We start from the raw sequence: 20,949 nt of genomic DNA, 5'->3' as shown, positions 1-20,949 counted from the left end.
GCTTATTTGATTTTCAGTTCGTTAATCTGTCTTGCCGCCACGAGGTCGGCGTTCTCCACCCGGATGGTCTGGTGCCTGCCGCCGTCCTTCTCGAACAGCTCGATGACCAGCAGCTTGTCGTCCGGTATGGTGAACTGCGGGACGGCATACACCGTGCGCACGTCGCTTTTCCCCTCCGTCACCAGCACCTCGTTGTAGCTGCGCACCGGATCGATCACCCGTTCCTGAATGGCGGTGCGCTTCGGCACTTTCTTGTCCACGATCTTGAACCGGATAAAGTCCGTCCGGAAAGCCACGTTCGACCTGTTCCTCGTTTCCGTGTGGAAATAGAACAGCCCGTTGTGCGAGTGGACGGATTTCAGGAGGAACTGCACCCCGAAGCGTTTGCAGCCCAAGTGCCGGATCTCCCGCCTGTCCTCCTTGTAGATGCTCTGCATGATCAGCTTCACCAAGAGCGGGCTTTCGCCCGCCAGCTCACGGAAATGGAGGTTCATGCGGGTATGCGAAAAGTCCGTCGTGTCCCCGTTCTCCAAAAAGTCCTTCATCTCGATGTTCAGCATCTCCGGCTCGTGCGCATACCGGGCATTGAACGAATAGAAGCTCCCGTCCTCGCAGATGACGGAAAAGTTCGTTTCCCCCGGAAACCCCTCGGTCGTCGCCTTCACCCGGATCACGTTCTCCGCACCGTCCGCTTTCCCGGCGATAATCCGGTCGCTTCCCAAATCCACGTACCGCACCGCCGAGGGGAAGATGATATGCACCGTCTTGGCGAACGTCACCTGCACCCCGTGGGGCGTAACCATCTGCCGGTAGGGTAGCTTCCGTGTAATCCCCTGATACAGGTCGTTGCCCGTGGTCCGCTGTATCGTGTCGTTCACCTGTGCGTTCGCACCCGTCACCATGCCCACAAGCAGGGCGACCCATCCAAAAATCTTTTTCATTGTCTTTACTTTTTGATGGTTTTATAATTTGTTGATTTATTGTTGTTTGGCGTAGAGCATCAGCGGATCACCCGCTTTCAGGTGCACCTTTACCGTGCGGAACTTCTTGGCGAGGTACTGGCTGCCGCCCTGCATCAGTCCACGGGTGATGTCCATCGCCACCTGTTGCCCGGCGCTCCGTGCGAACGAGATGCTCGTTCCCAGCCCGCCGCCGATGTTCGCCATCGCCTCCTTTGCCGCTTCCCGCTCCAGTGAGGTTTCTATGCACAGTCCTTTCATTCCCTCGTTGTCATAGACCGCCAATTCCACCGGCAATATGTTACCTTGGTACTGGACGGACGATACCGTGATGTCGAGCCGTTCCCCCTGCACCTTGCCTGTACCGGATACCACCGTATTGCGTGGGATAATCAGGTTTCCCGCCTGCAACGGTTCGAGCAGCCGGAGCTTCACCTGCTGACCGTCCATAACCGTCTGGTCTTGGTGGATGCAGGCGGCTATCGTGTTCTTCCCGAGGGCGTACCCGCTACCCACCGCCGTGTTGAAGCCGTAGTTCCTCGGCTGGCTGTACCGCCGCATGAACTCCGCATCGCTTAGGGGCTGTCGCAGCCCCGATACCGTCCGCTCCCGTGCCGCCTGCACCGCCACGGCGGGCTGTCCCAGACCGTTGCCGCCCTGCCCGGTGGCGGGTGCCTGCACGGTTGCGCCGTCCTGCCCGTTCTGCCCCATGTACTTGGCGGCAAGCTCGTAGCTCTTCTCCATCAGCGCCACCTGATCGTCGATTCCGCCCGCCTGCCGTTCCCTTTCTTCCAGTTTGGCGGTCAGCTCCTCCACCTGCCTTTTCAGCTCCTCCTTTTCCTCGTCCACCTTCGGCTCCTCGTAGAACGAGCCGAGTTTCCGGTTGATGTCCCGGTAGGCGGCGACGGAGGAGCGGCCGCCGCCGTTGCCCGAGTAGTCCCTGAACGGTTCCCGTTCAGGCTCGCTGTCCGGCAGTTCCATTTCCACCCTGTCCGTATCGCTCTCTTCGGAGAAGGCGAAGTCCTCCAGCGAGCGCACCTTCTCCGCCTGCCGCCTTTCCGCCTGCGCCTGCTCGTAGGCTTTCCGCTTGTCGCCGATGATCCCGTCGTTCTCCGGCAGGGGGATGTCGGCGTTGAACGCCCCCACGGTGTCCCGGTTCACGTCCCGCTCCTCCGAAGGTGCGAATATCAGCCACATCGAGCCGAGGAACAGCAAGCCCATCAGCGGATATACCATCAGCTTTTTCCGTTGCTGCAACTGTTTCGGCGTGAGTGGCTTGGCTGTCTTCTTCTCCTTTTTTCCGCCGCCCTTGTCCTCCTTCTTTCCGTTCCCCGTCTCCGGGGCTGCGGCATCCGCCACCGTCACGTGCTGCGTTGCCGTTGCTTTTTCTTGGTTCTGTTCTTCCATCATGTCAAAAATTTATGGTTGTCCTACATTCTGATTCTTCTCCCCGGAGGCTTCCGCCTGCCTGTCTCCCCGGCTTGCCGCTTGCCGGGCGGTTCCTTCCGTTCCCGTTTGAGCGATGCCGTGGGGCTTGCCCGGTTGTCCGCCCGCAGGTGCGCAGCCTTCCGTTCCCGGCTTGCCGCCTTTTCGGGGAACAGCCTCGCTTCCAGACCTGCCAGTTCTTTCGCCGCCCGCTCCCGGATGGCACGGTTGTGGCGTCCGATGGCGGCTTCCGGGTAGTCCCGGGAGAGGTCGCCGTTGTCCTCGCTCAGGTGGTAGTCCCACCTTAGCCGGGCGATGCCGGCAAAATCCTCCGTCAGCCCGTACTTCTCCACCGTCTCCTTCGGCACTTCCCGCTGACCGTCCCAGCCGTGGCGGGCGAGCCCGTGGAGCAGCGCCCGTTCTGCCTTCGCCGCTTCCAGATAGTCGCCGGGCAGTCTGCCGCCCGTCTTCCTCTCGTAAAGGGCGGCGGCTTGCCGCATCAGCTTTCCCCGCTCGTCCGCCTCCCGCAACTCGATCTGTTCCATGACGGTGTGGTTGTCGCCCCGCATCTCCTCGCTCCATTCCCGGCTCAGTTCTTCGAGCCTGCGGTAGCCTTCCGCCAGCCCGTGGCGGATGGCCACCGAGTCGTCCGGTTTCTCGCCTTTCAGGGCAAGCCTTTTCAGTGCGTCGAGGTCGCCCTCCCTCATGCAGCAGTTCAGCAGCCGGTGCGCCGCATCCCGTTCCGCCTGCGCTTCGGGGGATAGCGGCTGCGGGGCGTTGCGCCTCGTGTACTCGTGCTCCAGCACCTTGTATTGCGCCTCCAGACGCAGCATCGGGCTTTCCGCCGCCTCCTTCACGCTCCGGGGGATTGCCGCCCCCTCACGCATCCCGTAACGGGTCTCTTTCAGGGCGTCCATGACCGCCCGCCATTCGGGATAGCCCGTCTGGTACACGTACCGGAAGAACCTGTGTTCCAGCAGCAGCTCCGCCTGTTTCCTTGTCACCTCCGGGCAGTCCCGGTAGTCCCTGACGGACTGGAGAATTGCGCCGGCATCCGCACGCCTCTTTTTCAGCAGGCTCCCGAAATACGCCGTCACCTGCCTCATGTTCCGCTCCTCCTGCCGCTCCCGGCGGCGGAGCAGCCACTCACTCAACCTCTCCGCCAGTCCCATGCCGTCCGCTTTCAAAAGGGTTGATAATACTGTCATTGGGCAATTGCAGGCGCCTGACATGCTCTATCCCCAGTTCCTTCCCGTCGTTCCTGCCGATGCGGTAGATGGAGGCGACGGTCATATAGACCGACAGTGCGCCGAACGCCGCCAGCATCACGAGGATGATTGCCACACGCATGTCGGGTGAGATACGCCCGGCGAGGCGGCGGAGCTTCCCGTCCGCCCAATCCTGCGCCTTTGTGATGAATTTCCTTATCATAGCCGTCAGCGTTTGAGGGTCTGCAAATCCTTGTTCTCCGTGACCTCGAAGCCCTCGATGATGAAGCCCTGCGGGTTGTTGTCGCTCCTGACCGCATCCAGCAGGCGGCAGCGGGTCACAAGGCTGCGCTCCGTAACCGAGCTTTCCCGCAGGATGATCTGCCGGGCGAATGTCCGCACGCTGTACGGGTACTTGTCGAAGTCGCACCGCAGGCTGTCTATCTCTATCATCTGGTTGATATTACCGCTGATTATGCGGTTGTAATACCCCTTTTCCGAGAGGTCCTTGTAGTAGTTGAAGGCGCTCTTGTCCGCCAGCAGCAGCGAACGCCTGATGTTACCCTCGATAGCCGACTTGTCGGGCGAGAGCGTGAAGAACAGCTCGTGGAAGCGGCGCACGTGCTCCCGTGCCTCCACCGGGCGGTTCTGCCGCACGTCCTGCGAGAGTGCCAGCATCAGGCTCTTTCCGTTGTCCAGCACGTAGATCTTCTGCCGCTGCGCCTCGGCGAAGCTGTACGACTTCCACAGGGCGAAGCCCGTCACCACGGCGCACAGGCAGGCGAATACCAGCGTGAAGAGCCGTATCTGCCTGAAGCTTGTTTCGATATTTTTCAAACTTTTAAATTCCATGTTTCCGGTTTTTATTCGTTATGACTCATTTTCTTGGGACATCCGCCGCTACTTGACGATTTTTCCGGCGATGTTCCCCACGGCTGCGCCCGCACCCGCTGCGGCGACGTTGCCTACCTTCGTGGCGGTCTGGTTCATCGCACGGTTGGCGTGGCTCACCCCGCCCGCCATGATGATCCAGTTGGCGACGGTCGGTATGGTGAAGTACCCGAATATCCCGATGATTAAAAAGATGATGTACACCGTGTTCGAGCTGTCCGGGATGAAAGTCGGGTCGCTCATCGCCTCGATGTCACGGGTGAGCATCAGCACTTGGATGCGTGCCAGCACCGAGCTGAACAGGTCGCTCACGGGCAGCCACATGTAGATGGAGATGTACCTCGTTATCCACTGCGTGAGCGTGCTCTGGAACCCATCATAGACCGAGAGGGCGAACGCTATCGGACCGAGGATGGAGAGGGCGATCAGGAAGAACGTCCGTATCGTGTCGATGACCAGCGCAGCCGACTGGAACAGCAGTTCGAGCAGTTCTTGGAACCACAGCCGGATGCTCCGCTTCATGTTGTACTCCGTCCGGTCAATGTACATCACCGCCATCGTCTTCAAGTCCTTGGGCGACCAGCCCAGCTCGTCGAGCTTCTTGTCGAAGTCCTCCTTGCTCGCCAGATACGCCTTCTCCGGGTCACGCCGGAACGCCTCCCTCTCCAGCGTCTCCTTCTGTTCCCGGTATCGGTTCATGTCGAAGGTCTGTGATTCGAGCATCCCGTGGCAGCCCTTCACCACGGGCGAGAGCACCGTGTTGATCGTGCCGATGACGAAGGTGGGGAAGAAGAGGATGCACAGCCCGATGGCGAACGGGCGCAGCAGCGGGTACACGTCGATGGGCTCGGCACGGGCGAGCGCCTGCCACACCTTGGCGGCTACGTAGAACAGCGCACCCAGCCCGGCGATTCCCTTGGCTACACCCGTCAGCTTCTCGCAGAGCGGCATCATGTCCTGATACAATGCCTGCAATATCTCGTGCAGGTTCGTGAAGTCTATCGCTAACAACATAGTCCTGTATTTTTATTATATGTACGCATACGTTATTATATATTTGCCCGCCTCACCAGTAACGGTCTTCCGCATCCCCGTAGAGAGCCACCACCCGGTCGGCGTCCTTTTTCTTCTTCGCCCGCAGGTAGCTCACCGAGATGTTCTTGTCCGTGTAATACTGCACGAGGTTGCGGTACTCCAGCAGCCGCTTGTAGCTCTGGTCGATGATAGCCAGCCGCTCGGCGTCCGAGAGCGACATTCCCGTCACGTTCACCACGTTCTTCAGGTCTTGCAGGATGTCCGCGCTCTCGGAGAGCAGCTTGGCGTACCCGAACGAGATGGTTGACAGCTCGTCCGGCGTGTAGTTCGGGTCGCCGAGCATCTTCTGGTAGTTGCGCACGTAGATTTCCGAGATGTCCGCCACCATCTCGATGGACTTCTTCACCTTCACGCCGCCTTTCACCACGTCATGCACCGCCTTGAGCGCATCGTAATACTTCCGTCCCTGCTCGAATATCTTCGCCGTCTCCTTGAACCCGTCCAGCGTGTGCTGTGCGGTGGCGGAGGTCTCCACGATCTCCTTGGTCGTGTTGATGATGCCCTGCGCCAGATTGCCGGGATCGTGTACGACCCACTGGGCGTTGGCCGCACCTGCCGTCAGGCACGCCACGCCCACGATGATTGCCTTTATCGTTCTCATGTCCTTACTGTTTTAGGGTTCCGTCACTCTTTCTCCTGTACTCTCCGCCCGGCGACAGCCGGATGCGGTCTTTCTCCCGGTCATAGTCCATCATCACGGCGAAGCCCGTCTCGATGAACAGCACCCCTTCCGTTTCCCGGACGAGGTAGGTCTCCGCTTCACTGCCGCCCTTGTGGTTCCTGTGCATGACCGTCACACGGTACCTGCCGTCCTCTTCCCAGAGGGTGAAGGGCGGCTTTCCGCCCGTGCTGACCCATTCGCCGCACATCTTTTCCAACCGTTCCGCATTTGTCTCCTTGCAGGAAATGACAAACGCCAGTGCCGCCGTCACCGCCGACAGCAGCAGGATTAAATTCAATCGTCTCATCTTGATTCCGTTTTTTTTAAGTTTTACAAAATTTTATTCTCTCCATGCCGTTTAGCCGTTTGTACATCCAGCCGTTTAGCCAGCCAGCCGTTTAACCGTTTGACCGTTTAGCCGTTTGGTCAATCATCCGACCCTTCAGCCGTTCGTCCGGTCAATCAACCACCCGTCCGGCAACCTGTCCACCGCTCCCCGCCAGCGCATCGGCACATTATTTATACTTCGTCTCCGCCAGCCGCTTGATGGCAAGCTCCAAGTCGCCGCCCAGCTCTTCCGCCAGTGCGAACACCTCCGTCTTCTCGCTCTCCTCGGTGGTATAGGTCAGGTACTCGGCAGCCGACACCTCCGTGGCGTACACCGCCGACTGCACCCCGTTCAGACCGATCCACACCTCCTTGTACTTCCGTCCGGGATGGTTGGCGAGGTTGATGGAGAGTATCTGCGACTTCTCCTTGTCCGTCAGACCGAGCATCGACTGGATGCCGTCGAACTTGTTCATGTACTTCTTCTGGTCCAAAAGGATCTTGCAGTCCGAGTTGGTGATGATAGCCTCCTTCACGATGGGGGACGAGATGATGTCGTCCACCTCCTGCGTGACGACAATCGCCTCGCCGAAATATTTCCTGACGGTCTTGTACATATATTTCAAATACTCACTCATACTCGGCGAGGAAAGGGCTTTCCAAGCCTCCTCGCAGATCAGCATCTTCCGCACCCCTTTCAGGCGGCGCAGCTTGTTGATGAAGGCTTCCATGATGATGATCGTAACCACGGGGAACAGCTCGGCGTTGTCCTTCACGGCGTCAATCTCGAAGACGATGAACCGCTTGTGCAGCAGGTCGATGTTCTCGTTCGAGTTCAGCAGGAAGTCGTAGCGCCCGCCCTTGTAATACTGCCGCAGCGTGGTCAGGAAGTTGTCGATGTTGAAATCCTCCCGGCTCACCTTGATGTCCCTTGCAGCCAGCTCCTTCCGGTAATCGTTCAGCATGTACTCGTAGAAGGTATCGAACGAGGGGGCGATGTCCCGGTTCTGTTGTATCCGGCGGATGTACGCCGACACCGCACTGCCCAGCTCGCCGCTCTCCGTCTTCGTGACCTTCTCGTCCTCGCCCTTCCACAGCGCCAGCAGCAGCGTCTTGATGCTGTCCTTCTTCTCCACGCTGAACTTGTAGTCGTCCGTGAAGAAGGGGTTGAAGCTGATGGGCTTCTCCTCCGTGTACGTGTAGTAAATCCCGTCCTCGCCCTTGGTCTTGCGGTGGATCAGCTCGCACAGCCCTTGGTACGAGTTGCCCGTGTCGATCAGCACGATGTGGCTGTTTTGCTCGTAATACTGGCGCACGAGGTGGTTCATGAAGAACGACTTGCCGCTCCCGCTCGGACCGAGGACGAACTTGTTGCGGTTCGAGATCACCCCTTTCTTCATCGGCAGGTCGCTGATGTCCAGATGCAGCGGTCTGCCCGTCATCCTGTCCGCCATCTTGATGCCGAAGGGCGAGAGCGAGTCCTTGTAGTTCGTCTCCTCGGTGAAGAAGCACAGGGCTTGCGGGATGAACGTGTAGAAACTCTCCTCGAAGGGGAAGTCCCCCTCGTTGCCCGGTATCGCCGCCCAAAAGAGCGTCGGCACGTCCACCGTGTTGTGCCTCGGCTTGCACTCCATCAGGGCGAGCTGGCTGCCCACCTCGTTCTTGATGCGCCTAAGCTCCTCCCGGTCGTCGCTCCACGCCATCACGTTGCAGTGGCAGCGCACCGAGGTCAGCCCTTTCGAGTGCGCCTCGTTCAGGTATTCCTCGATCCATGCCTTGTTGATCTGGTTGGAGCGGGAGTAGCGGGAGAGCGAGTGCATGTTCCGGGCGGTCTGCTCGAAGCGTTTCAGGTTCTCCCCGTGGTCGTCGATGAAGATGTACTGGTTGTAGCAGTGGTTGCAGTCCAGCAGCAAGCCCACCGGGGCGGCGAACGACAGCCGGCAGTCCGAGCGGTCGGTCGAGAGCCGCTCGTAGCGGCTGTCCGTCGCCACCTTGCCCGGCAGGTCTTCCGTGTCAGAGAGGGTGTGCAGGCAGAGGATGTCGTCGCCGATGCGCATCTCCTCCGGGTTCAACTGGATGTCCTTCAGCACCGTCGTGTCGTGCTGCGAGAGCGAGAGGTACTTCTCCACGATGCCCGCCGCCGCTTCCGTGCCGGTGATCTCGTCCGTGGTCAGGCGGCGCAGCCTGACCAGCCCGCTGTCGTTCATGATCTTCTCGAACTGACCGACCGCTTCGATGAACCTCGTAACCGTCTCCCGGTCCTCGATCTCCTTGGGGACAAGCCTGCCCTTGCAGAGGGTGGAGAACGTGCTTTCCTGACGGCTCCGTGCCTTCGTCGTCTTGGTAAGGAACAGGTAGCAGAAGTGGTTCAGGAACGGGCGTTCGTTGAAGTGCCTCTCAAAGCTCCGGCTCAGGAAGCTAAGGTCGTCCCTGTCCGTTTCCGGCCGGTACTTCTCCTCGATGAAGAAGTCCTGCTTGTGTACGATGGAATACTCCGGCAGCACCTTCACCGCCTTGTGCCAAGCCGAGTGGACCGCCTCGTACTCGCTCCCCGTAACGGAGAACAGTTCCGGCAGTTCCACCCTGAAGGCGACCGTCACGTCCGCCTCCTTGCTCACGATGCAGCCGTTCTCCACCGCCAGCAGCGGGAACTTGCTTTCGAGCGTCGCCGCTTTCATTACGTTTCTCATTCTTGCCAGTGTTTAAAGGTGAATAATCGGGGGATTTTCAGCCGGTTCACCACGTACCTCGGATGCCGCCTGCGGGCGGCTGCCTTCATCAGCCCGTGCGTGCCGTACCGGGCGTTCAGCCGGAAGGTCAGCCATACCAGCAGCGTAGCCGCAGCCACGCCGAAGCCGATGCACACCCACTGGTTCACGCCCGCCATGTACAGGATGACGAACACCACGAACACGGCGAGCAGACCGCCGCAGAAGATGAAGAGGTACTGGCTTTCCAGCCCCTTGAACTCCACGTTCCTGCCGATCCCCTTGTTGATTTCCAAGTCCATAGTCCGCTGTTTTACAGGAAGAACGAACGGAGGATGGTAGCCGCCACGATCAGGAAGATGCAGGCTCCGAACCAGCTTGCGGCGACTTTGCTCACGTCCGGATCGCCGGCGCTGAACTTCCCGTACACTTTCACCCCGCCGATCAAGCCGACCACCGCACCGATGGCGTAAATCAGTTTCGTCCCCGGCTCAAAATACGAGGTGACCATCTGCGTGGCTTCGGTGATGCCCGCCTGCCCGTTTCCCTGCGCCATTGCGCCCACGGCAGCCAGTATGCAGGCCGCCGTAAAAAAGATTCTTTTCTGTTTCATTTGTCTTTAAAATTTTAATTAAACATTATGGTTGTCCATCAGCCGGGCGACACGCTCACGTGCGCCCTCGAACTCGTCCAGCATCGCCTCCCAGATGTCCGACCCCATCACGGACGGCAGCACCTCACGGGCTTCCCGCTCCGCCTTTTCGCCCGCATCGTCCGACACCAGTACCCGGCGTACCTTTTTCAGGTCATCGAAGGAGTACCCCGTGGCGAAGTCGGGGTTGCCGTCCGGGTAATAAGCCCCTAATTCCTCGTCCTCCTCCAGTTCCCGGATCTCCTCCGGCGTGGGTTCATAGTCCGTCTCCTCCTCGTCCTCCTCCGGCTCGATGTCGGAGTAGTCCGCCCCGTCGTCCTCCGCTGCGGGTTCGTCCACGGCTCCGGCTGCCGCTTCCTCCCCGTCCTCCGCTGCGAAGGGCAGGTAGGTGCTTCCGCCCATGACCGTGTACGGCTCGCCCGGTTGCCCCGGCTCCTGATCCGGCTCGTCCGTGCCTTCGTCCGTCTCCGCTGTCCCGAACATCCCGGCGATGTCCTGCCGGTAGTATTTCCACAGCACGGCGAGGTAATAGAGCAGCAGGACGGTGAGCGATAATTTCAGTATCATGCCGTTTCCTCCTTCCTTTTTAAAAGAGGTTCTCTAGTTTCCCTGCGTATGCCGCCTCGATCTCCTCCCGGTATTGCTCGAAGTGCTGCGCCAGCACGTTGTCGATGTATGCCGAGAGCGACACCTTGCCGCCCGTCAGCATCACCGAGATTTTGGCGATGCGCTCGTGGTACTCACGCCTCACATAGACCGGCTTGCCGTAGCGGGCGGGGATGTCCATGCCCTTGAGGAAGGTCGTCTCGTAGTCCGCCTGCCTTCCCTTGCGCCGTCTTGTCTCCGCCGCCTTCCCCTCCTGCGCCTTCTCCACCGGCACGGCGGTTTCCCCCTTTCCGGTTCCCGGTTCTCCCGTCCCTGCCGCCTCGCCCGCCATCATCCGCATCAGCAGCTCCTCGTCGATGGGCTTCTCATTCCGCTGTTTCTTCATAGCCTTCCAGTTTGAGGATGGTTGCTATCTCACGGGTCAGTTCGGGGATGCCGCTGCCTGCCAGCATCCGCCTGTCGGGAGCCAGCAGCGTGGAGCGGAACACCGTCCGTCCCGTGCCGTCCGCCTCCTTGCGGAAGCGTTTCGTGTCGGGGATGCGGGTTTGCAGCATCGGTAGCCCCATGTCGGCGACCACCTGCCCGTACTTCTCGTACAGTCCGCTCGTTTCCCGCTTGTCGACTTGGTTCCAGAAAAGGTAAAGCCCCTTCAGGCGGCTCGTTTCCTTGCCCAGCATCATCCGTTGCAGCACGTCGAGGAAGGAGAGCGTGCTTTCCAGCACCGCCTTGTCCGCACTCACCGGGGCGAAGATGTAGTCCATCTGTGCGATCGTGCGCAGGATGCCCGCCGAGTTCACCGTGCCCGGCAGGTCGAAGAAGAGCAGGTCGTAGCAGCCTTCCGCCGCCAGCTCCCTTGCCGTGTCGGGGGCTTGCTCCACCCGGCACTTGCGCACCGGATAGGCGGCACGCCCCGGCTGCCGCATCTGTTCGTAAGCCGCCCGTTTCAGGTATTCGTTCTCCAGTACCGCCCGGCTGTCCCGTTCCCGCATCTCGTACAGGCTGTACTGCGGGAAGTCGCAGTCGATCACCGCTAACGGACACCCCAAGCGGTAGTGCAGGTAGCCCGCCACCAGCACCGTGATAGCCGTCTTGCCGCTGCCGCCTTTCTGTGTGGCGAAAGCCACGTTCAATGTCTGTCTGTCCATATCGTCATTCTGTTGGTTATTCATCCGGCTGCCCGGGCAGCCGCTTCTCTGTTCACTCAATCTGTCAGCCTTTCAGCCACTCTGCCGGTCATTCGTCCGTTCATTCGTTCAGGCATCCGGCTGTCCGCTTGTCCGGCTGTTCAGCCGTTTGACCGTTTAGCCGCTTAGTCATTTAGCCGTTTGGCTGTTTAGCCAATCATCCGGCTGGTTATCCGGTTGTCCGTCCGTTTGTCCGGCAAGACAATCAGCCATTCGGCTGTCCGTCCGGTCGGCTATCCGGCTGTTTCCTTGTCTATCCGGACAGTCGTTTCACCGCTTCCACGGCGCAAAGGAATATCAAAATACCGGTAGTTTATCCGTTTGATTATCAGCGTGTCGTGCATTGTCTTCCCACCCGTAGGTTTGTCGCATCCGGGCATGGTGTCCGGACGGGAAAAGGGCTGTTACTTTGCAGGCGGAAACCAAAATGGAGCAAGAATGAAAAAGAGCGGCAACCGCCCGAAGGAGTGCCCCGGCACTCCGCAGCAGGCAAGGGCATCCCCAATCTGTCCGGCAGGACGGATTTTATTTTCAAACGAAAATGGCAAGTTGTGTGCTGCGGCACTCGAAATGAATTTCGTGCCTCACCACCACCTTGCCCCCTCGATGTGGCATCCCCCTCCGGAGTCGGGGGCTGCTCACGGGGGAGAGCCGTAGGCATACGGCGTTTTCAGACCATGTTTCACTTAAAATTTTACAGGATGATGGACAACCAGAAGAAGTATGCGGGCAACCACGGGCGAAAGCCCAAGCCCGACAAGATGCGCCACCGCTACGTGTTCCGTCTGGACGACGGGGACAACGCCCGTTTCCTCGCGCTTTTCGACGAGTCGGGCAAGGCGACCAAGGCGGAGTTTATCGTTTCCGCACTTTTCGGCAGGGAGATTAAGGTCATTAAACTGGATAAGGGGACGCAGGATTTCTACATGCGCCTGACCACTTTCCACTCGCAGTTCCGTGCCATAGGCACGAACTACAACCAATGCGTGCGTGCGCTCAAATCCAATTTCTCGGAGAAGAAAGCCCTCGCTTTCCTCTACAAGCTGGAGCGGCACACCCTCGAACTGGTCGAGTTGAGCAAGCGGATTTCCGCACTGGTGGAGGAGTTCCGGAGCAAATACCCCGTCCGATGATAGCCAAGATCTCGCACGGCAGCAGCCTGTACGGGGTGCTTGCCTACAACCAGTTGAAGGTGGACGAACGGCACGCCGACGTGCTTTTCACCAGCCGGATTATCGAGCCGCAGGGCGATAACCCCTACACGATAGGGCATCTTTCCCGCTCGTTCGGTGACTACCTCACAGCCAACCGCAAGACCGAGAAACCCGTCCTGCACATCTCCCTCAATCCCGACCCGAAGGATTGCTTGAGCGAGGAGCGGTTTGTCAGCTTGGCGGAGGAGTATATGCGGCGCATGGGCTTCGGCGACCAGCCCTATATCGTCTATCGCCACAACGACATCGGGCGGGAGCACCTGCACATCGTCTCCGTCCGGGTGGACGAAACCGGGCGTGCCATTTCCGACAGCTACGAGCACGGGCGTTCGATGAAGGTCTGCCGGGAGCTGGAACGGCAGTTCGGTCTTGTCCCGGCTACGCCCAAGCAGTGGAAGGAGGGGCTGCCCTTGTCGCCCGTCAGTTACGGGGGCGGCAACCTCAAGGGACAGTTGGCGGGAGTCATCCGCCCGCTTGCCCGGGAGTGGCGTTTCCGTACATTGGGCGAATACCGTGCCGTCCTTTCCCTTTACGGCATCACGGTGGACGAGGTGAAGGGGGAATACGGCGGGCGGGAGTATCACGGCTTGACCTATTCGGCAACCGACAGGGAGGGCAACAAGGTCGGCAAGCCCTTCAAGTCCTCCGTGTTCGGCAAGGAGGCGGGCGTCGCAGCCCTCGAAAGGCGGATGCACAACGCTGCCGCATGGGAAAAGACCCACAAGGAGGTCGCCGCCGCCACCGCCGGAAAGGTTGCAGCCGCCATGCAGAGCGCAGGGCATGACCGGGCGCAGTTCGAGCGGGAACTCATGCGGCAGGGTATCGGCGTGGTATTCCGTCAGAATGAAACCGGGCGCATCTATGGGGCGACCTTCATCGACCATGCCGCCAAAGCCGTCTTCAACGGCTCCCGTCTGGGCAAGGAGTTCTCCGCAGGCGTGTTCAACGACCTTTTCGCCGGGCAGGAAGGTATTCACCTGCCGCAACCTTCCGCCGGGGTGGAACATCCCATCCGGCAGCAGGAGCATACGGGCGCCTTCCAATGGGACGGACACGATACCGGCTATCGTCCCGACCACAAGGACGGCACCACCCAAAACGTGGCGGCCGCCTTCAACCTCTTTGCCCCCGTACCCGGCGGAGCGTCCGGCGACCAGCCCGTACCGCCCCGAAAAAGGAAGAAAAAACGACGATACGGTCGTCAGCAATAAAGAACAAAAAGATAGCATTAACCAAGCAACCATCCGCATGGCATACCGACCTCATTTTCGCAGCGTAAAGCGAACGACCGGAGTGTAGCGTTAAAAAGAAAAAGCTGTTTGAGCGAAGCGAGTTCTTTTTCTTTAGCGAAACGCAGGAAGAGAGTAGCGGAGAAAATGCAGTCTTGACTTTTTCTTTTTGGTATCTTTTTCTTTTGTGTCAAGACAAAAGAAAAAGTACATATACATAATAAAACGAAGTTTTATCATTAATTTTCAACGAATTATGCAAAACGAAGACGATTTGCGTGGACTCGCCAAAGTCATGGAGTTCATGCGTGCGATAAGCATTTTATTTGTAGTGGTAAATATTTACTGGTTCTGTTACCAGTCCGTCCGGGAGTGGGGCATCGACATCGGCGTTGTCGATAGGATATTGCTCGGCTTCCAGCGTACCGCCGGGCTGTTCTCCAATATCCTCTGGACGAAGCTCTTCGCCGTGCTGTTCCTCGCCCTTAGCTGCCTCGGCACAAAGGGCGTGAAGGAACAGAAAATCACGTGGCGCAGGATCATCCTTTGCGGCGTGTCCGGCTTGCTGCTCTTTTTCGGCAACTGGTGGTTGCTCGCCCTTCCTCTGCCGCTTCCGGCGGACACCGTGCTGTATATCGCTACCCTTACCGCCGGGTATATCTGCCTGCTCATGGCGGGGCTGTGGATGTCCCGTCTGCTGAAGACCGACCTGCTCGAAGACGTGTTCAATGTAGAGAACGAATCCTTCATGCAGGAGACCGAGCTGAAGGAGAACGAATATTCCGTCAATCTCCGCACCCGCTTCTGGTTCCGGGGCAGGGCGTATGACGGATGGATCAACCTTGTCAATCCCTTCCGTGCGACGATGGTCTTGGGCACGCCCGGTTCGGGCAAGTCCTATGCAATTATCAATCAATACATAAAACAGACCATCGAGAAGGGCTATTCGCTTTTCCTGTATGATTTCAAGTACCCCGACCTCTCCGAGATAGCCTACAACCACCTGCTCGCCCATTTGGACGGCTACAAGGTCAAGCCCAAGTTCTACGTGATAAACTTCGACAATCCGAGGGAGAGCCACCGCTGCAACCCCATCCACCCGGACTTCATGACCGACATCAGCGATGCCTACGAGAGTGCCTACACGATTATGTTAAATTTGAACCGCACGTGGATTTCCAAACAGGGCGACTTCTTTGTTGAATCGCCTATCATTCTGTTAGCCAGTATTATATGGTATCTCAAAATCTACAAGAACGGCAAGTATTGCACCTTTCCCCATGCCATCGAGTTCCTGAACCGCAAGTACGCCGACATTTTCCCCATCCTGACCTCGTACCCGGAGCTGGAGAACTACCTTTCTCCCTTCATGGACGCATGGGAATCCTCGGCGGTGGAGCAGTTGCAGGGGCAGATTGCCAGTGCCAAGATACCGCTTTCCCGCATGATCTCCCCAGCGCTCTACTGGGTGATGACGGCGGATGATTTCACCCTCGACATCAACAATCCCGAAGAGCCGAAGGTGCTCGTAGTCGGCAACAATCCCGACCGTCAGGGCATCTACGGGGCGGCATTGGGACTGTACAACTCCCGCATCGTGAAGCTCATCAACAAGAAGAAACGGCTCAAATCCGCCGTGATTATCGACGAGCTGCCCACCATCTACATGCGTGGGCTGGATAACCTGATTGCCACCGCCCGAAGCAACAAGGTAGCCGTCATGCTCGGCTTTCAGGATTTCAGCCAGCTAAAGCGTGATTACGGGGACAAAGAGTCCGCTGTAATCTGCAATACCGTCGGCAATGTATTTGCAGGTCAGGTAGTTGCCGAAACCGCCAAAACGTTAAGTGAACGTTTCGGCAAGGTCTTGCAGAAACGGCAGAACATGACCATCAACCGGAACGAGACCTCCGTCTCCATCAACACCCAGATGGACAGCCTCATTCCGGCAAGCAAAATTTCCAACCTCACGCAGGGTATGTTCGTCGGGGCGGTCGCCGACAACTTCGACGAGCGTATCGAGCAGAAGATTTTCCATGCCGAGATTGTCGTGGACAACGAGCAGGTCAAGCGGGAGACCGCCCGCTACGTGAAGATACCGCAGATCATCGACTTCACCGACAAGGACGGCAACGACACCATGCAGCAGCAGATTGATGCCAACTACTACCGCATCAAGAACGAGGTCAGGCAGATTGTCGCCGACGAAATTGAGCGCATCAAGGCTGATCCGGAGCTGTCGCACTTGATTAAGGACAAGTGAGGATAAAAATACCCCGTCGGCAAGAACAAGCCGACGGGGTATTTTTTATTTTGCGTGGTGTTTTTCGGTATGAAGTAATGATTAAGTGGGTAGAAAACACTATTTTTGTAACAAGATGGATAAGGACAATCGCAAATACCGGTTCTGCTTCATCGACTATATGTGGTATGTAGCCGAGATATGGCACGAAAGGGAGCATACCAACCTTAACGGGCGTATGCTGTTGTTCTTTTGCTGGCTCTTTGCCATACTCGTACCGCTTGGAACACCATTGATGTTTCGCTATTTCAGTTGGATTGTTGCTTTTGCCATAGTGATGATTCTTTGCTTTCTTCCCGACTTGTTCTGCCAACTCCGCTACACAGCCGGGCGGCGTGAAGCACTCCGTGAATATTACGGAAAGATGAAACATCCCGGCAGGAAGCTCGCCAAAATAGTCCTTATCGCTATCGCCCTGACCGTGGTGAATGTCGCACTGATGTTTCACCTTGGATTTATACATTGGGCATGATAAATGGCAGGAGAATAAGCATCGGTTCTATCTTTGGGATTACTTACATATCGGCTAATTTCCATTTCACGGCAGAAGCCGAAACATCATCATCGTTCCGCTTTAAGCAGTAGTGCTATTTGTTACTAACGAATTCATTAATTGATGCTTTCATTTTTTCTACAATTACATCAATATATTGTTGTGGAATGTTTTTATTTTTATAGTTCTCAATAGCATCAAGAATACTTTGTTTCAATATCTCAACGCATTGAGAATCATTTGCTGTTTCAAATTTATCAAATGGGAGTAGAATTTCCAATTCTATCCGATTACGTTTTTTCGAATATCTACTTAATGGATTTGCAGTAAATCCTTTTAAGCAGAATACATAGAAACTTAGTTCATTAATATATGAAATATCACATAGACAATCCATATATTCTATTACAGAGTTTCTTGCTTTACGAAACTTATCAGAAATACTATGTTCCAATTCACCTCCAATAAAAACTTTCATACAAATTTGTTATCGTTAGTAATGTTTGGCGGACAATCAATCTTTTAGAGAGATTTATCTGCTTGTTATAAACCTATTTGAAATTTGTCAGTATATCATTCTTTTTATTGGAAGACAACATTTCCAATAAATGATTGAAGCTATCGCAAACAAATTCTGCCGAATCTTCAAATTCAGGTTCAACTCCATAATAGATTTTACCGTAATTTTCCGGAGATAAATCTATGCACAAATATTGGTATCCATCTTTTACTGACATAAGAATAGGAATATGGCTATCCCAAAACAGGCGTATCATATCACAGGATTCCTTATCATCTGCCAACGCCTCAAGTCCCATCAGCTCAAATTCATTCCAACGGAATCCGCTATCGCTTTCTCCGTTAAAGTCCTCTATGGAATTAAACCATACATTATCACTTTCATTCGTGATTGTCTGAAACCGTTGTAAAAACTCCTGATAGTCCGCAGGAAGTTCGGAATACCGATTTTGTAAATCAGAGCTTAATTCTTTTCTTTCCAATCGTTCTGTAACGACGAATCCTATATTTTTCAGTGCTTCAATCATATTTTATTTTACGAATTTATAATGTTCTGTGGCTAACCAATCTTGTTTAGGGAGTTGAACCATTTGTTAATAGCACCCAATCTGTTATTCTGTTTAATGGTATCTTCATTTCTACATAATTTGATTTGCCGAATAACGGAGTTCTGCATAATTGAATCGGATTTGAAAAGCAGTTCTAAAACGGCTTCATAACATTTGGAATATCTGGACAATTCATCCAATATATTTGCGTCTTTTAGAATATACAGGTTGAAATTGTACACAAATGACTTGTAACTGAAAATCTCCGACTGTAATGCTGCTGTATCAAGACAAGTATAAAACAATTCCTTATCGTGCTGATACAGCCACATATAATCAGATGGATTCAGGTTGTAGTGCAATAAAGTTTCCGAACGGACAAATGGAAGCCCCGTATTTGAGCCTACCAGATAACGGTATGTCTCAGTGACTATTGACTCAACTATTTCAATGGATTCTGATTGTTTGTCCGATTCCCGTATTTCTGTAAATGTATCGGCAATAAGAACTTCCACATTCTGCGATTTGTAATATATACCGTTTTTTTGCCAGCGGAATCTACGGATATATTCTTCAGAAGTCGGACAACAGAACAGTAAAGTGTTTAACAATCGGTTCAGATATATTCGCTTATCTGGAATATGACAACGGTGTAACCCTATTATGGAGCCATAAGCGTATAGCTTTCCAAACTCGTTTTCCTCCGAATTTGAATTTTTAGGCATGTAATACAACCGCACAATATTGTCAATGAAATAATACATATCAAGATATTTCAATGTATCAGCCGATTCTCCATATTTGTTAAGTAAATGCCGCTCCAGTTTCTCGCCATACCATAAGTAGCCATCGGGATTTATTTGAAACAACCGATGAAACTTAGGTCTTGATAATGAAAAGTTTTTGTTTCTACTTTTCATTCGTTCCAGTAAGGCGAGAATAATTCTATTCGTTATATCCATAGCTGTAATATTTATTGGCTAACCGATCATTTAGGGAGATTAATCCGTATGTGTATGTTATGGTAATTTATTCATATTGTTCACATTCTTGTTCTATATCAGATTTTACCTCTTGAACTTTACGAATAATACCTTTTCCTTGTGTTAAAGGGAATACAGCCAACATAACACTGTCTTTCTCTAACTTAGGCAGTAATTTTTCCATGAAGTCATCAAGAGGAATTGGAGTTGGCTGATAATTATCCCATTTACACAATTCAGCAAATTCCTTTTCACTCCATATTGGAAACAATACTTGTTCTTCACTTCCCATTAAAGCCCATCCTTCTGCATCCTTTAAGCCCCAGACTTCTTCAAAATCTGCAACTTTACGGATGAAGTAATCATATCTTTCCGATGCCGTCAGATTTATCACATTATCAATTTTACTATTTCTCATATTTTTATTCTTTTACTTCTACCATAATGTTCGGCAACGTTCCGCTTATTCAGTCGGTCTGCTGTTTGTTATCAATGCCTTACCGATTATAAAGTTGATTTAGCATTTTGAAATAATCATTTCCAAACCCTTCAACATAATCATCCATTACGCCGTATATGTTGTTTTTACTATCAACAAGCAAGACCATATATCCATGTTCGTATTCCCCAAAAGGACAAATATCCGAAACATGGAGTAGTTCACAAAATTGGTCGTAGAATAAGTAATGCGGATTATCGTTTAATGTTTTCTTTAGATTAAAATGCACATCCACTTTTGGAAACTGAAATTCCTGATTGTAGAAATAAATAAGGAAATCTATCAACTTTGAAGTCGGTTGGTAGTTTGCTTTAGAATAAATTGCCATAAGTTCATTCGGGCTTATGATTACCCGATTTTCCCAGTGGCAATTCGTTTTAAGATATTGCTTCAGTTCCATACTACTTTTTTTATTTTGCACATTGATAATGTTTGGCAGTGTTCCGCTTATTCAGTCGGTTTGCTGTTTGTTAGCATCATCAGAAATCCATAAACGTATCATTTTCCATATAATAGTTCAACGCATCAATATAGTCATTAATTGATGCAGTTTCTTTTTGATCAAATACGGACATCAATACATCTTCAAATTGTTGCCCGTAGTAAAATAAATCCAAAGACTTATCTCTTACAAAATCTGGATATACTTCCTCATCATTATCATCTATCGTAGGATATAGTTCCAAATAGCATAATTGATTCAATTGGGCTGTACCCTCATTGGAGTATAAGCAATAGTTAGAGTCAGTGAAGCCATTATTAGCTATATTTTTAGAAACTATTTCGATAATTTCTTGTAAACGATATGGTTTTCTTAATTCTAATTCTTTCATAATTTCAATTTTATATGATGCTAATGTTTGGCAGCGTTCCACTTATTCAGTCGGTTTGCTGTTTGTTATCAAATTCTCATTTATCCATTTCTTTACTTTTTTCGTTACAAATGACATTGGAGAAACACCTGAATTATTATTCACTGTTATATCTTCACCATTTTCCAATAATGTAATCGCAGATTTGTCATTTCTATCAAAAATGGCAATGAATAGCGGGGTACGACCATTTTCTTCTTGGATATTTAAGTTTGCCTTTGACCCTGCAAGAAGTTCTATAATTTCCGGGCTATTCTCTTGAGCAGCGAAATGCAACGCCGTCCACCCAGAGTCATCTTGCAAATCCAAATTCAAACCATTCATTTTGTATTGCTTTATTAGTTCAATGGCAAACGTACTCTTTCCTTCGACAATGAAATTCATTAATAGATTTCTTCCATCTCTATCCACAAAATCACATCCATACTTATCCACAAATGATATGACTTTTGTAAAATCATCTTCGTCGAATAATTCAAACATCAGATCTTCTGCTTCTTCGTTATATTTTGTACTCATAACTGCTTTATTTTAGAATTTGATAATGTTTGGTGGCTAACCGACCTTTCAGGGG

26 protein-coding genes are annotated in these 20,949 nt (G+C 53.6%); 4 read left to right on the top strand and 22 right to left on the bottom strand.

Going from position 1 to position 20,949, the window contains the following annotated elements:
• Nucleotides 1-2: 2 nt before the first annotated feature.
• The 15 genes from traN to NBH16_RS17240 all read right to left on the bottom strand — a co-directional run bounded on the left by traN (nucleotide 3) and on the right by NBH16_RS17240 (nucleotide 12,377).
• On the bottom strand, nucleotides 3-941 hold the full coding sequence (traN, locus tag NBH16_RS17310; RefSeq protein WP_057097677.1) for a conjugative transposon protein TraN: 939 nt from the start codon (nucleotides 939-941) through the stop codon (nucleotides 3-5).
• A 36-nt stretch (nucleotides 942-977) separates the two neighbouring features.
• A complete protein-coding gene (gene traM / locus NBH16_RS17305; protein ID WP_117899797.1) occupies nucleotides 978-2,369 on the bottom strand; it encodes a conjugative transposon protein TraM in 1,392 nt (463 codons plus the stop codon).
• Between the two features lie 20 nt (nucleotides 2,370-2,389).
• Entirely contained in the window at nucleotides 2,390-3,556 is a 1,167-nt protein-coding gene (locus tag NBH16_RS17300; protein WP_117899798.1) for a hypothetical protein, read from the bottom strand.
• A complete protein-coding gene (locus NBH16_RS17295; RefSeq protein ID WP_117599372.1) occupies nucleotides 3,531-3,815 on the bottom strand; it encodes a TraL conjugative transposon family protein in 285 nt (94 codons plus the stop codon). The genes NBH16_RS17300 and NBH16_RS17295 overlap by 26 nt, the downstream gene beginning before the upstream one ends.
• Nucleotides 3,816-3,820: 5 nt before the next feature.
• On the bottom strand, nucleotides 3,821-4,444 hold the full coding sequence (gene traK, locus NBH16_RS17290; RefSeq protein WP_117599371.1) for a conjugative transposon protein TraK: 624 nt from the start codon (nucleotides 4,442-4,444) through the stop codon (nucleotides 3,821-3,823).
• A gap of 48 nt (nucleotides 4,445-4,492) precedes the next feature.
• Nucleotides 4,493-5,497 carry a conjugative transposon protein TraJ gene (traJ, locus tag NBH16_RS17285; RefSeq protein WP_117899799.1) on the bottom strand — a complete coding sequence of 335 codons (1,005 nt, stop codon included), beginning with the start codon at nucleotides 5,495-5,497 and terminating at the stop codon, nucleotides 4,493-4,495.
• A 52-nt stretch (nucleotides 5,498-5,549) separates the two neighbouring features.
• Nucleotides 5,550-6,179: a DUF4141 domain-containing protein gene (locus NBH16_RS17280; protein WP_004327366.1), complete on the bottom strand. Its 630-nt coding sequence runs from the start codon at nucleotides 6,177-6,179 to the stop codon at nucleotides 5,550-5,552.
• A gap of 4 nt (nucleotides 6,180-6,183) precedes the next feature.
• Entirely contained in the window at nucleotides 6,184-6,546 is a 363-nt protein-coding gene (locus NBH16_RS17275; RefSeq protein WP_057097671.1) for a DUF3876 domain-containing protein, read from the bottom strand.
• Between the two features lie 208 nt (nucleotides 6,547-6,754).
• A complete protein-coding gene (locus NBH16_RS17270; RefSeq protein WP_250788907.1) occupies nucleotides 6,755-9,256 on the bottom strand; it encodes a TraG family conjugative transposon ATPase in 2,502 nt (833 codons plus the stop codon).
• Entirely contained in the window at nucleotides 9,253-9,576 is a 324-nt protein-coding gene (locus NBH16_RS17265) for a DUF4133 domain-containing protein (protein WP_004327363.1), read from the bottom strand. Before NBH16_RS17265 ends, NBH16_RS17270 begins: the two co-directional genes overlap by 4 nt.
• An 11-nt stretch (nucleotides 9,577-9,587) precedes the next feature.
• The gene (locus NBH16_RS17260; RefSeq protein ID WP_004327362.1) at nucleotides 9,588-9,887 is read right to left on the bottom strand and encodes a DUF4134 domain-containing protein; all 300 of its coding nucleotides are present in this window, start codon (nucleotides 9,885-9,887) and stop codon (nucleotides 9,588-9,590) included.
• Between the two features lie 18 nt (nucleotides 9,888-9,905).
• Nucleotides 9,906-10,493, bottom strand: coding sequence for a DUF4122 family protein (locus NBH16_RS17255; protein ID WP_117899802.1), 588 nt, complete (start codon nucleotides 10,491-10,493; stop codon nucleotides 9,906-9,908).
• A gap of 19 nt (nucleotides 10,494-10,512) precedes the next feature.
• On the bottom strand, nucleotides 10,513-10,917 hold the full coding sequence (locus NBH16_RS17250; RefSeq protein WP_036632654.1) for a DUF3408 domain-containing protein: 405 nt from the start codon (nucleotides 10,915-10,917) through the stop codon (nucleotides 10,513-10,515).
• Nucleotides 10,898-11,677 carry a ParA family protein gene (locus NBH16_RS17245; RefSeq protein ID WP_009017669.1) on the bottom strand — a complete coding sequence of 260 codons (780 nt, stop codon included), beginning with the start codon at nucleotides 11,675-11,677 and terminating at the stop codon, nucleotides 10,898-10,900. Before NBH16_RS17245 ends, NBH16_RS17250 begins: the two co-directional genes overlap by 20 nt.
• A gap of 367 nt (nucleotides 11,678-12,044) precedes the next feature.
• Nucleotides 12,045-12,377 (bottom strand): hypothetical protein, encoded by a 333-nt coding sequence (locus tag NBH16_RS17240; protein WP_172884488.1) that lies wholly within the window; start codon nucleotides 12,375-12,377, stop codon nucleotides 12,045-12,047.
• 43 nt (nucleotides 12,378-12,420) lie between these two features.
• On the opposite strand from NBH16_RS17240, the gene mobA reads away from it, so the two are divergent.
• The 4 genes from mobA (at nucleotide 12,421) to NBH16_RS17220 (ending at nucleotide 16,933) form a co-directional block, all read left to right on the top strand.
• Nucleotides 12,421-12,849: a conjugal transfer protein MobA gene (gene mobA, locus NBH16_RS17235; RefSeq protein WP_028728881.1), complete on the top strand. Its 429-nt coding sequence runs from the start codon at nucleotides 12,421-12,423 to the stop codon at nucleotides 12,847-12,849.
• Nucleotides 12,846-14,141 carry a conjugal transfer protein MobB gene (gene mobB, locus NBH16_RS17230; protein WP_120010842.1) on the top strand — a complete coding sequence of 432 codons (1,296 nt, stop codon included), beginning with the start codon at nucleotides 12,846-12,848 and terminating at the stop codon, nucleotides 14,139-14,141. The genes mobA and mobB overlap by 4 nt, the downstream gene beginning before the upstream one ends.
• Before the next feature lie 274 nt (nucleotides 14,142-14,415).
• On the top strand, nucleotides 14,416-16,422 hold the full coding sequence (gene mobC, locus NBH16_RS17225; RefSeq protein ID WP_129698451.1) for a conjugal transfer protein MobC: 2,007 nt from the start codon (nucleotides 14,416-14,418) through the stop codon (nucleotides 16,420-16,422).
• Nucleotides 16,423-16,537: 115 nt separating this feature from the next.
• Nucleotides 16,538-16,933: a hypothetical protein gene (locus NBH16_RS17220; protein WP_120010839.1), complete on the top strand. Its 396-nt coding sequence runs from the start codon at nucleotides 16,538-16,540 to the stop codon at nucleotides 16,931-16,933.
• 115 nt (nucleotides 16,934-17,048) lie between these two features.
• Here NBH16_RS17220 and NBH16_RS17215 read toward each other — a convergent pair whose 3' ends face one another.
• From NBH16_RS17215 to NBH16_RS17185, 7 genes are all read right to left on the bottom strand, one after another.
• Nucleotides 17,049-17,432: an Imm44 family immunity protein gene (locus NBH16_RS17215; RefSeq protein ID WP_009017663.1), complete on the bottom strand. Its 384-nt coding sequence runs from the start codon at nucleotides 17,430-17,432 to the stop codon at nucleotides 17,049-17,051.
• A 73-nt stretch (nucleotides 17,433-17,505) separates the two neighbouring features.
• The gene (locus tag NBH16_RS17210) at nucleotides 17,506-18,000 is read right to left on the bottom strand and encodes an SMI1/KNR4 family protein (protein ID WP_028728885.1); all 495 of its coding nucleotides are present in this window, start codon (nucleotides 17,998-18,000) and stop codon (nucleotides 17,506-17,508) included.
• A gap of 32 nt (nucleotides 18,001-18,032) precedes the next feature.
• Nucleotides 18,033-18,983 carry a hypothetical protein gene (locus tag NBH16_RS17205; protein WP_032581405.1) on the bottom strand — a complete coding sequence of 317 codons (951 nt, stop codon included), beginning with the start codon at nucleotides 18,981-18,983 and terminating at the stop codon, nucleotides 18,033-18,035.
• 67 nt (nucleotides 18,984-19,050) lie between these two features.
• Entirely contained in the window at nucleotides 19,051-19,422 is a 372-nt protein-coding gene (locus tag NBH16_RS17200; RefSeq protein ID WP_005647538.1) for a DUF2750 domain-containing protein, read from the bottom strand.
• 79 nt (nucleotides 19,423-19,501) lie between these two features.
• Entirely contained in the window at nucleotides 19,502-19,903 is a 402-nt protein-coding gene (locus tag NBH16_RS17195; protein ID WP_032581404.1) for an SUKH-3 domain-containing protein, read from the bottom strand.
• Nucleotides 19,904-19,982: 79 nt separating this feature from the next.
• The gene (locus tag NBH16_RS17190; protein ID WP_032581402.1) at nucleotides 19,983-20,336 is read right to left on the bottom strand and encodes a DUF7716 domain-containing protein; all 354 of its coding nucleotides are present in this window, start codon (nucleotides 20,334-20,336) and stop codon (nucleotides 19,983-19,985) included.
• Between the two features lie 42 nt (nucleotides 20,337-20,378).
• Nucleotides 20,379-20,894 (bottom strand): ankyrin repeat domain-containing protein, encoded by a 516-nt coding sequence (locus tag NBH16_RS17185; RefSeq protein WP_229532197.1) that lies wholly within the window; start codon nucleotides 20,892-20,894, stop codon nucleotides 20,379-20,381.
• Nucleotides 20,895-20,949 lie beyond the last annotated feature (55 nt).

Source organism: Parabacteroides sp. Y3-G-102 (assembly GCF_023656845.1).
Lineage (GTDB): Bacteria > Bacteroidota > Bacteroidia > Bacteroidales > Tannerellaceae > Parabacteroides > Parabacteroides distasonis.
The sequence above is the reverse complement of the archived record's forward strand: the minus strand, read 5'-3'. Positions and strand labels throughout refer to the sequence as shown.

Excerpts from the sequence above, each read along its gene's own strand:
- mobC (WP_129698451.1), top strand. The coding sequence starts at position 14,416 with ATGCAAAACGAAGACGATTTGCGTGGACTCGCCAAAGTCATGGAGTTC.
- NBH16_RS17250 (WP_036632654.1), bottom strand. The coding sequence starts at position 10,917 with ATGAAGAAACAGCGGAATGAGAAGCCCATCGACGAGGAGCTGCTGATG.
- NBH16_RS17240 (WP_172884488.1), bottom strand. The coding sequence starts at position 12,377 with ATGCCTACGGCTCTCCCCCGTGAGCAGCCCCCGACTCCGGAGGGGGAT.
- mobB (WP_120010842.1), top strand. The coding sequence starts at position 12,846 with ATGATAGCCAAGATCTCGCACGGCAGCAGCCTGTACGGGGTGCTTGCC.
- NBH16_RS17270 (WP_250788907.1), bottom strand. The coding sequence starts at position 9,256 with ATGAGAAACGTAATGAAAGCGGCGACGCTCGAAAGCAAGTTCCCGCTG.
- NBH16_RS17190 (WP_032581402.1), bottom strand. The coding sequence starts at position 20,336 with ATGAAAGAATTAGAATTAAGAAAACCATATCGTTTACAAGAAATTATC.
- NBH16_RS17255 (WP_117899802.1), bottom strand. The coding sequence starts at position 10,493 with ATGATACTGAAATTATCGCTCACCGTCCTGCTGCTCTATTACCTCGCC.
- NBH16_RS17280 (WP_004327366.1), bottom strand. The coding sequence starts at position 6,179 with ATGAGAACGATAAAGGCAATCATCGTGGGCGTGGCGTGCCTGACGGCA.
- NBH16_RS17275 (WP_057097671.1), bottom strand. The coding sequence starts at position 6,546 with ATGAGACGATTGAATTTAATCCTGCTGCTGTCGGCGGTGACGGCGGCA.
- NBH16_RS17295 (WP_117599372.1), bottom strand. The coding sequence starts at position 3,815 with ATGATAAGGAAATTCATCACAAAGGCGCAGGATTGGGCGGACGGGAAG.
- NBH16_RS17195 (WP_032581404.1), bottom strand. The coding sequence starts at position 19,903 with ATGGAACTGAAGCAATATCTTAAAACGAATTGCCACTGGGAAAATCGG.
- NBH16_RS17245 (WP_009017669.1), bottom strand. The coding sequence starts at position 11,677 with ATGGACAGACAGACATTGAACGTGGCTTTCGCCACACAGAAAGGCGGC.
- NBH16_RS17205 (WP_032581405.1), bottom strand. The coding sequence starts at position 18,983 with ATGGATATAACGAATAGAATTATTCTCGCCTTACTGGAACGAATGAAA.
- traM (WP_117899797.1), bottom strand. The coding sequence starts at position 2,369 with ATGATGGAAGAACAGAACCAAGAAAAAGCAACGGCAACGCAGCACGTG.
- NBH16_RS17210 (WP_028728885.1), bottom strand. The coding sequence starts at position 18,000 with ATGATTGAAGCACTGAAAAATATAGGATTCGTCGTTACAGAACGATTG.
- mobA (WP_028728881.1), top strand. The coding sequence starts at position 12,421 with ATGGACAACCAGAAGAAGTATGCGGGCAACCACGGGCGAAAGCCCAAG.
- NBH16_RS17185 (WP_229532197.1), bottom strand. The coding sequence starts at position 20,894 with ATGAGTACAAAATATAACGAAGAAGCAGAAGATCTGATGTTTGAATTA.
- NBH16_RS17220 (WP_120010839.1), top strand. The coding sequence starts at position 16,538 with ATGGATAAGGACAATCGCAAATACCGGTTCTGCTTCATCGACTATATG.
- traN (WP_057097677.1), bottom strand. The coding sequence starts at position 941 with ATGAAAAAGATTTTTGGATGGGTCGCCCTGCTTGTGGGCATGGTGACG.
- NBH16_RS17200 (WP_005647538.1), bottom strand. The coding sequence starts at position 19,422 with ATGAGAAATAGTAAAATTGATAATGTGATAAATCTGACGGCATCGGAA.
- traK (WP_117599371.1), bottom strand. The coding sequence starts at position 4,444 with ATGGAATTTAAAAGTTTGAAAAATATCGAAACAAGCTTCAGGCAGATA.
- NBH16_RS17260 (WP_004327362.1), bottom strand. The coding sequence starts at position 9,887 with ATGAAACAGAAAAGAATCTTTTTTACGGCGGCCTGCATACTGGCTGCC.
- traJ (WP_117899799.1), bottom strand. The coding sequence starts at position 5,497 with ATGTTGTTAGCGATAGACTTCACGAACCTGCACGAGATATTGCAGGCA.
- NBH16_RS17265 (WP_004327363.1), bottom strand. The coding sequence starts at position 9,576 with ATGGACTTGGAAATCAACAAGGGGATCGGCAGGAACGTGGAGTTCAAG.
- NBH16_RS17300 (WP_117899798.1), bottom strand. The coding sequence starts at position 3,556 with ATGGGACTGGCGGAGAGGTTGAGTGAGTGGCTGCTCCGCCGCCGGGAG.
- NBH16_RS17215 (WP_009017663.1), bottom strand. The coding sequence starts at position 17,432 with ATGAAAGTTTTTATTGGAGGTGAATTGGAACATAGTATTTCTGATAAG.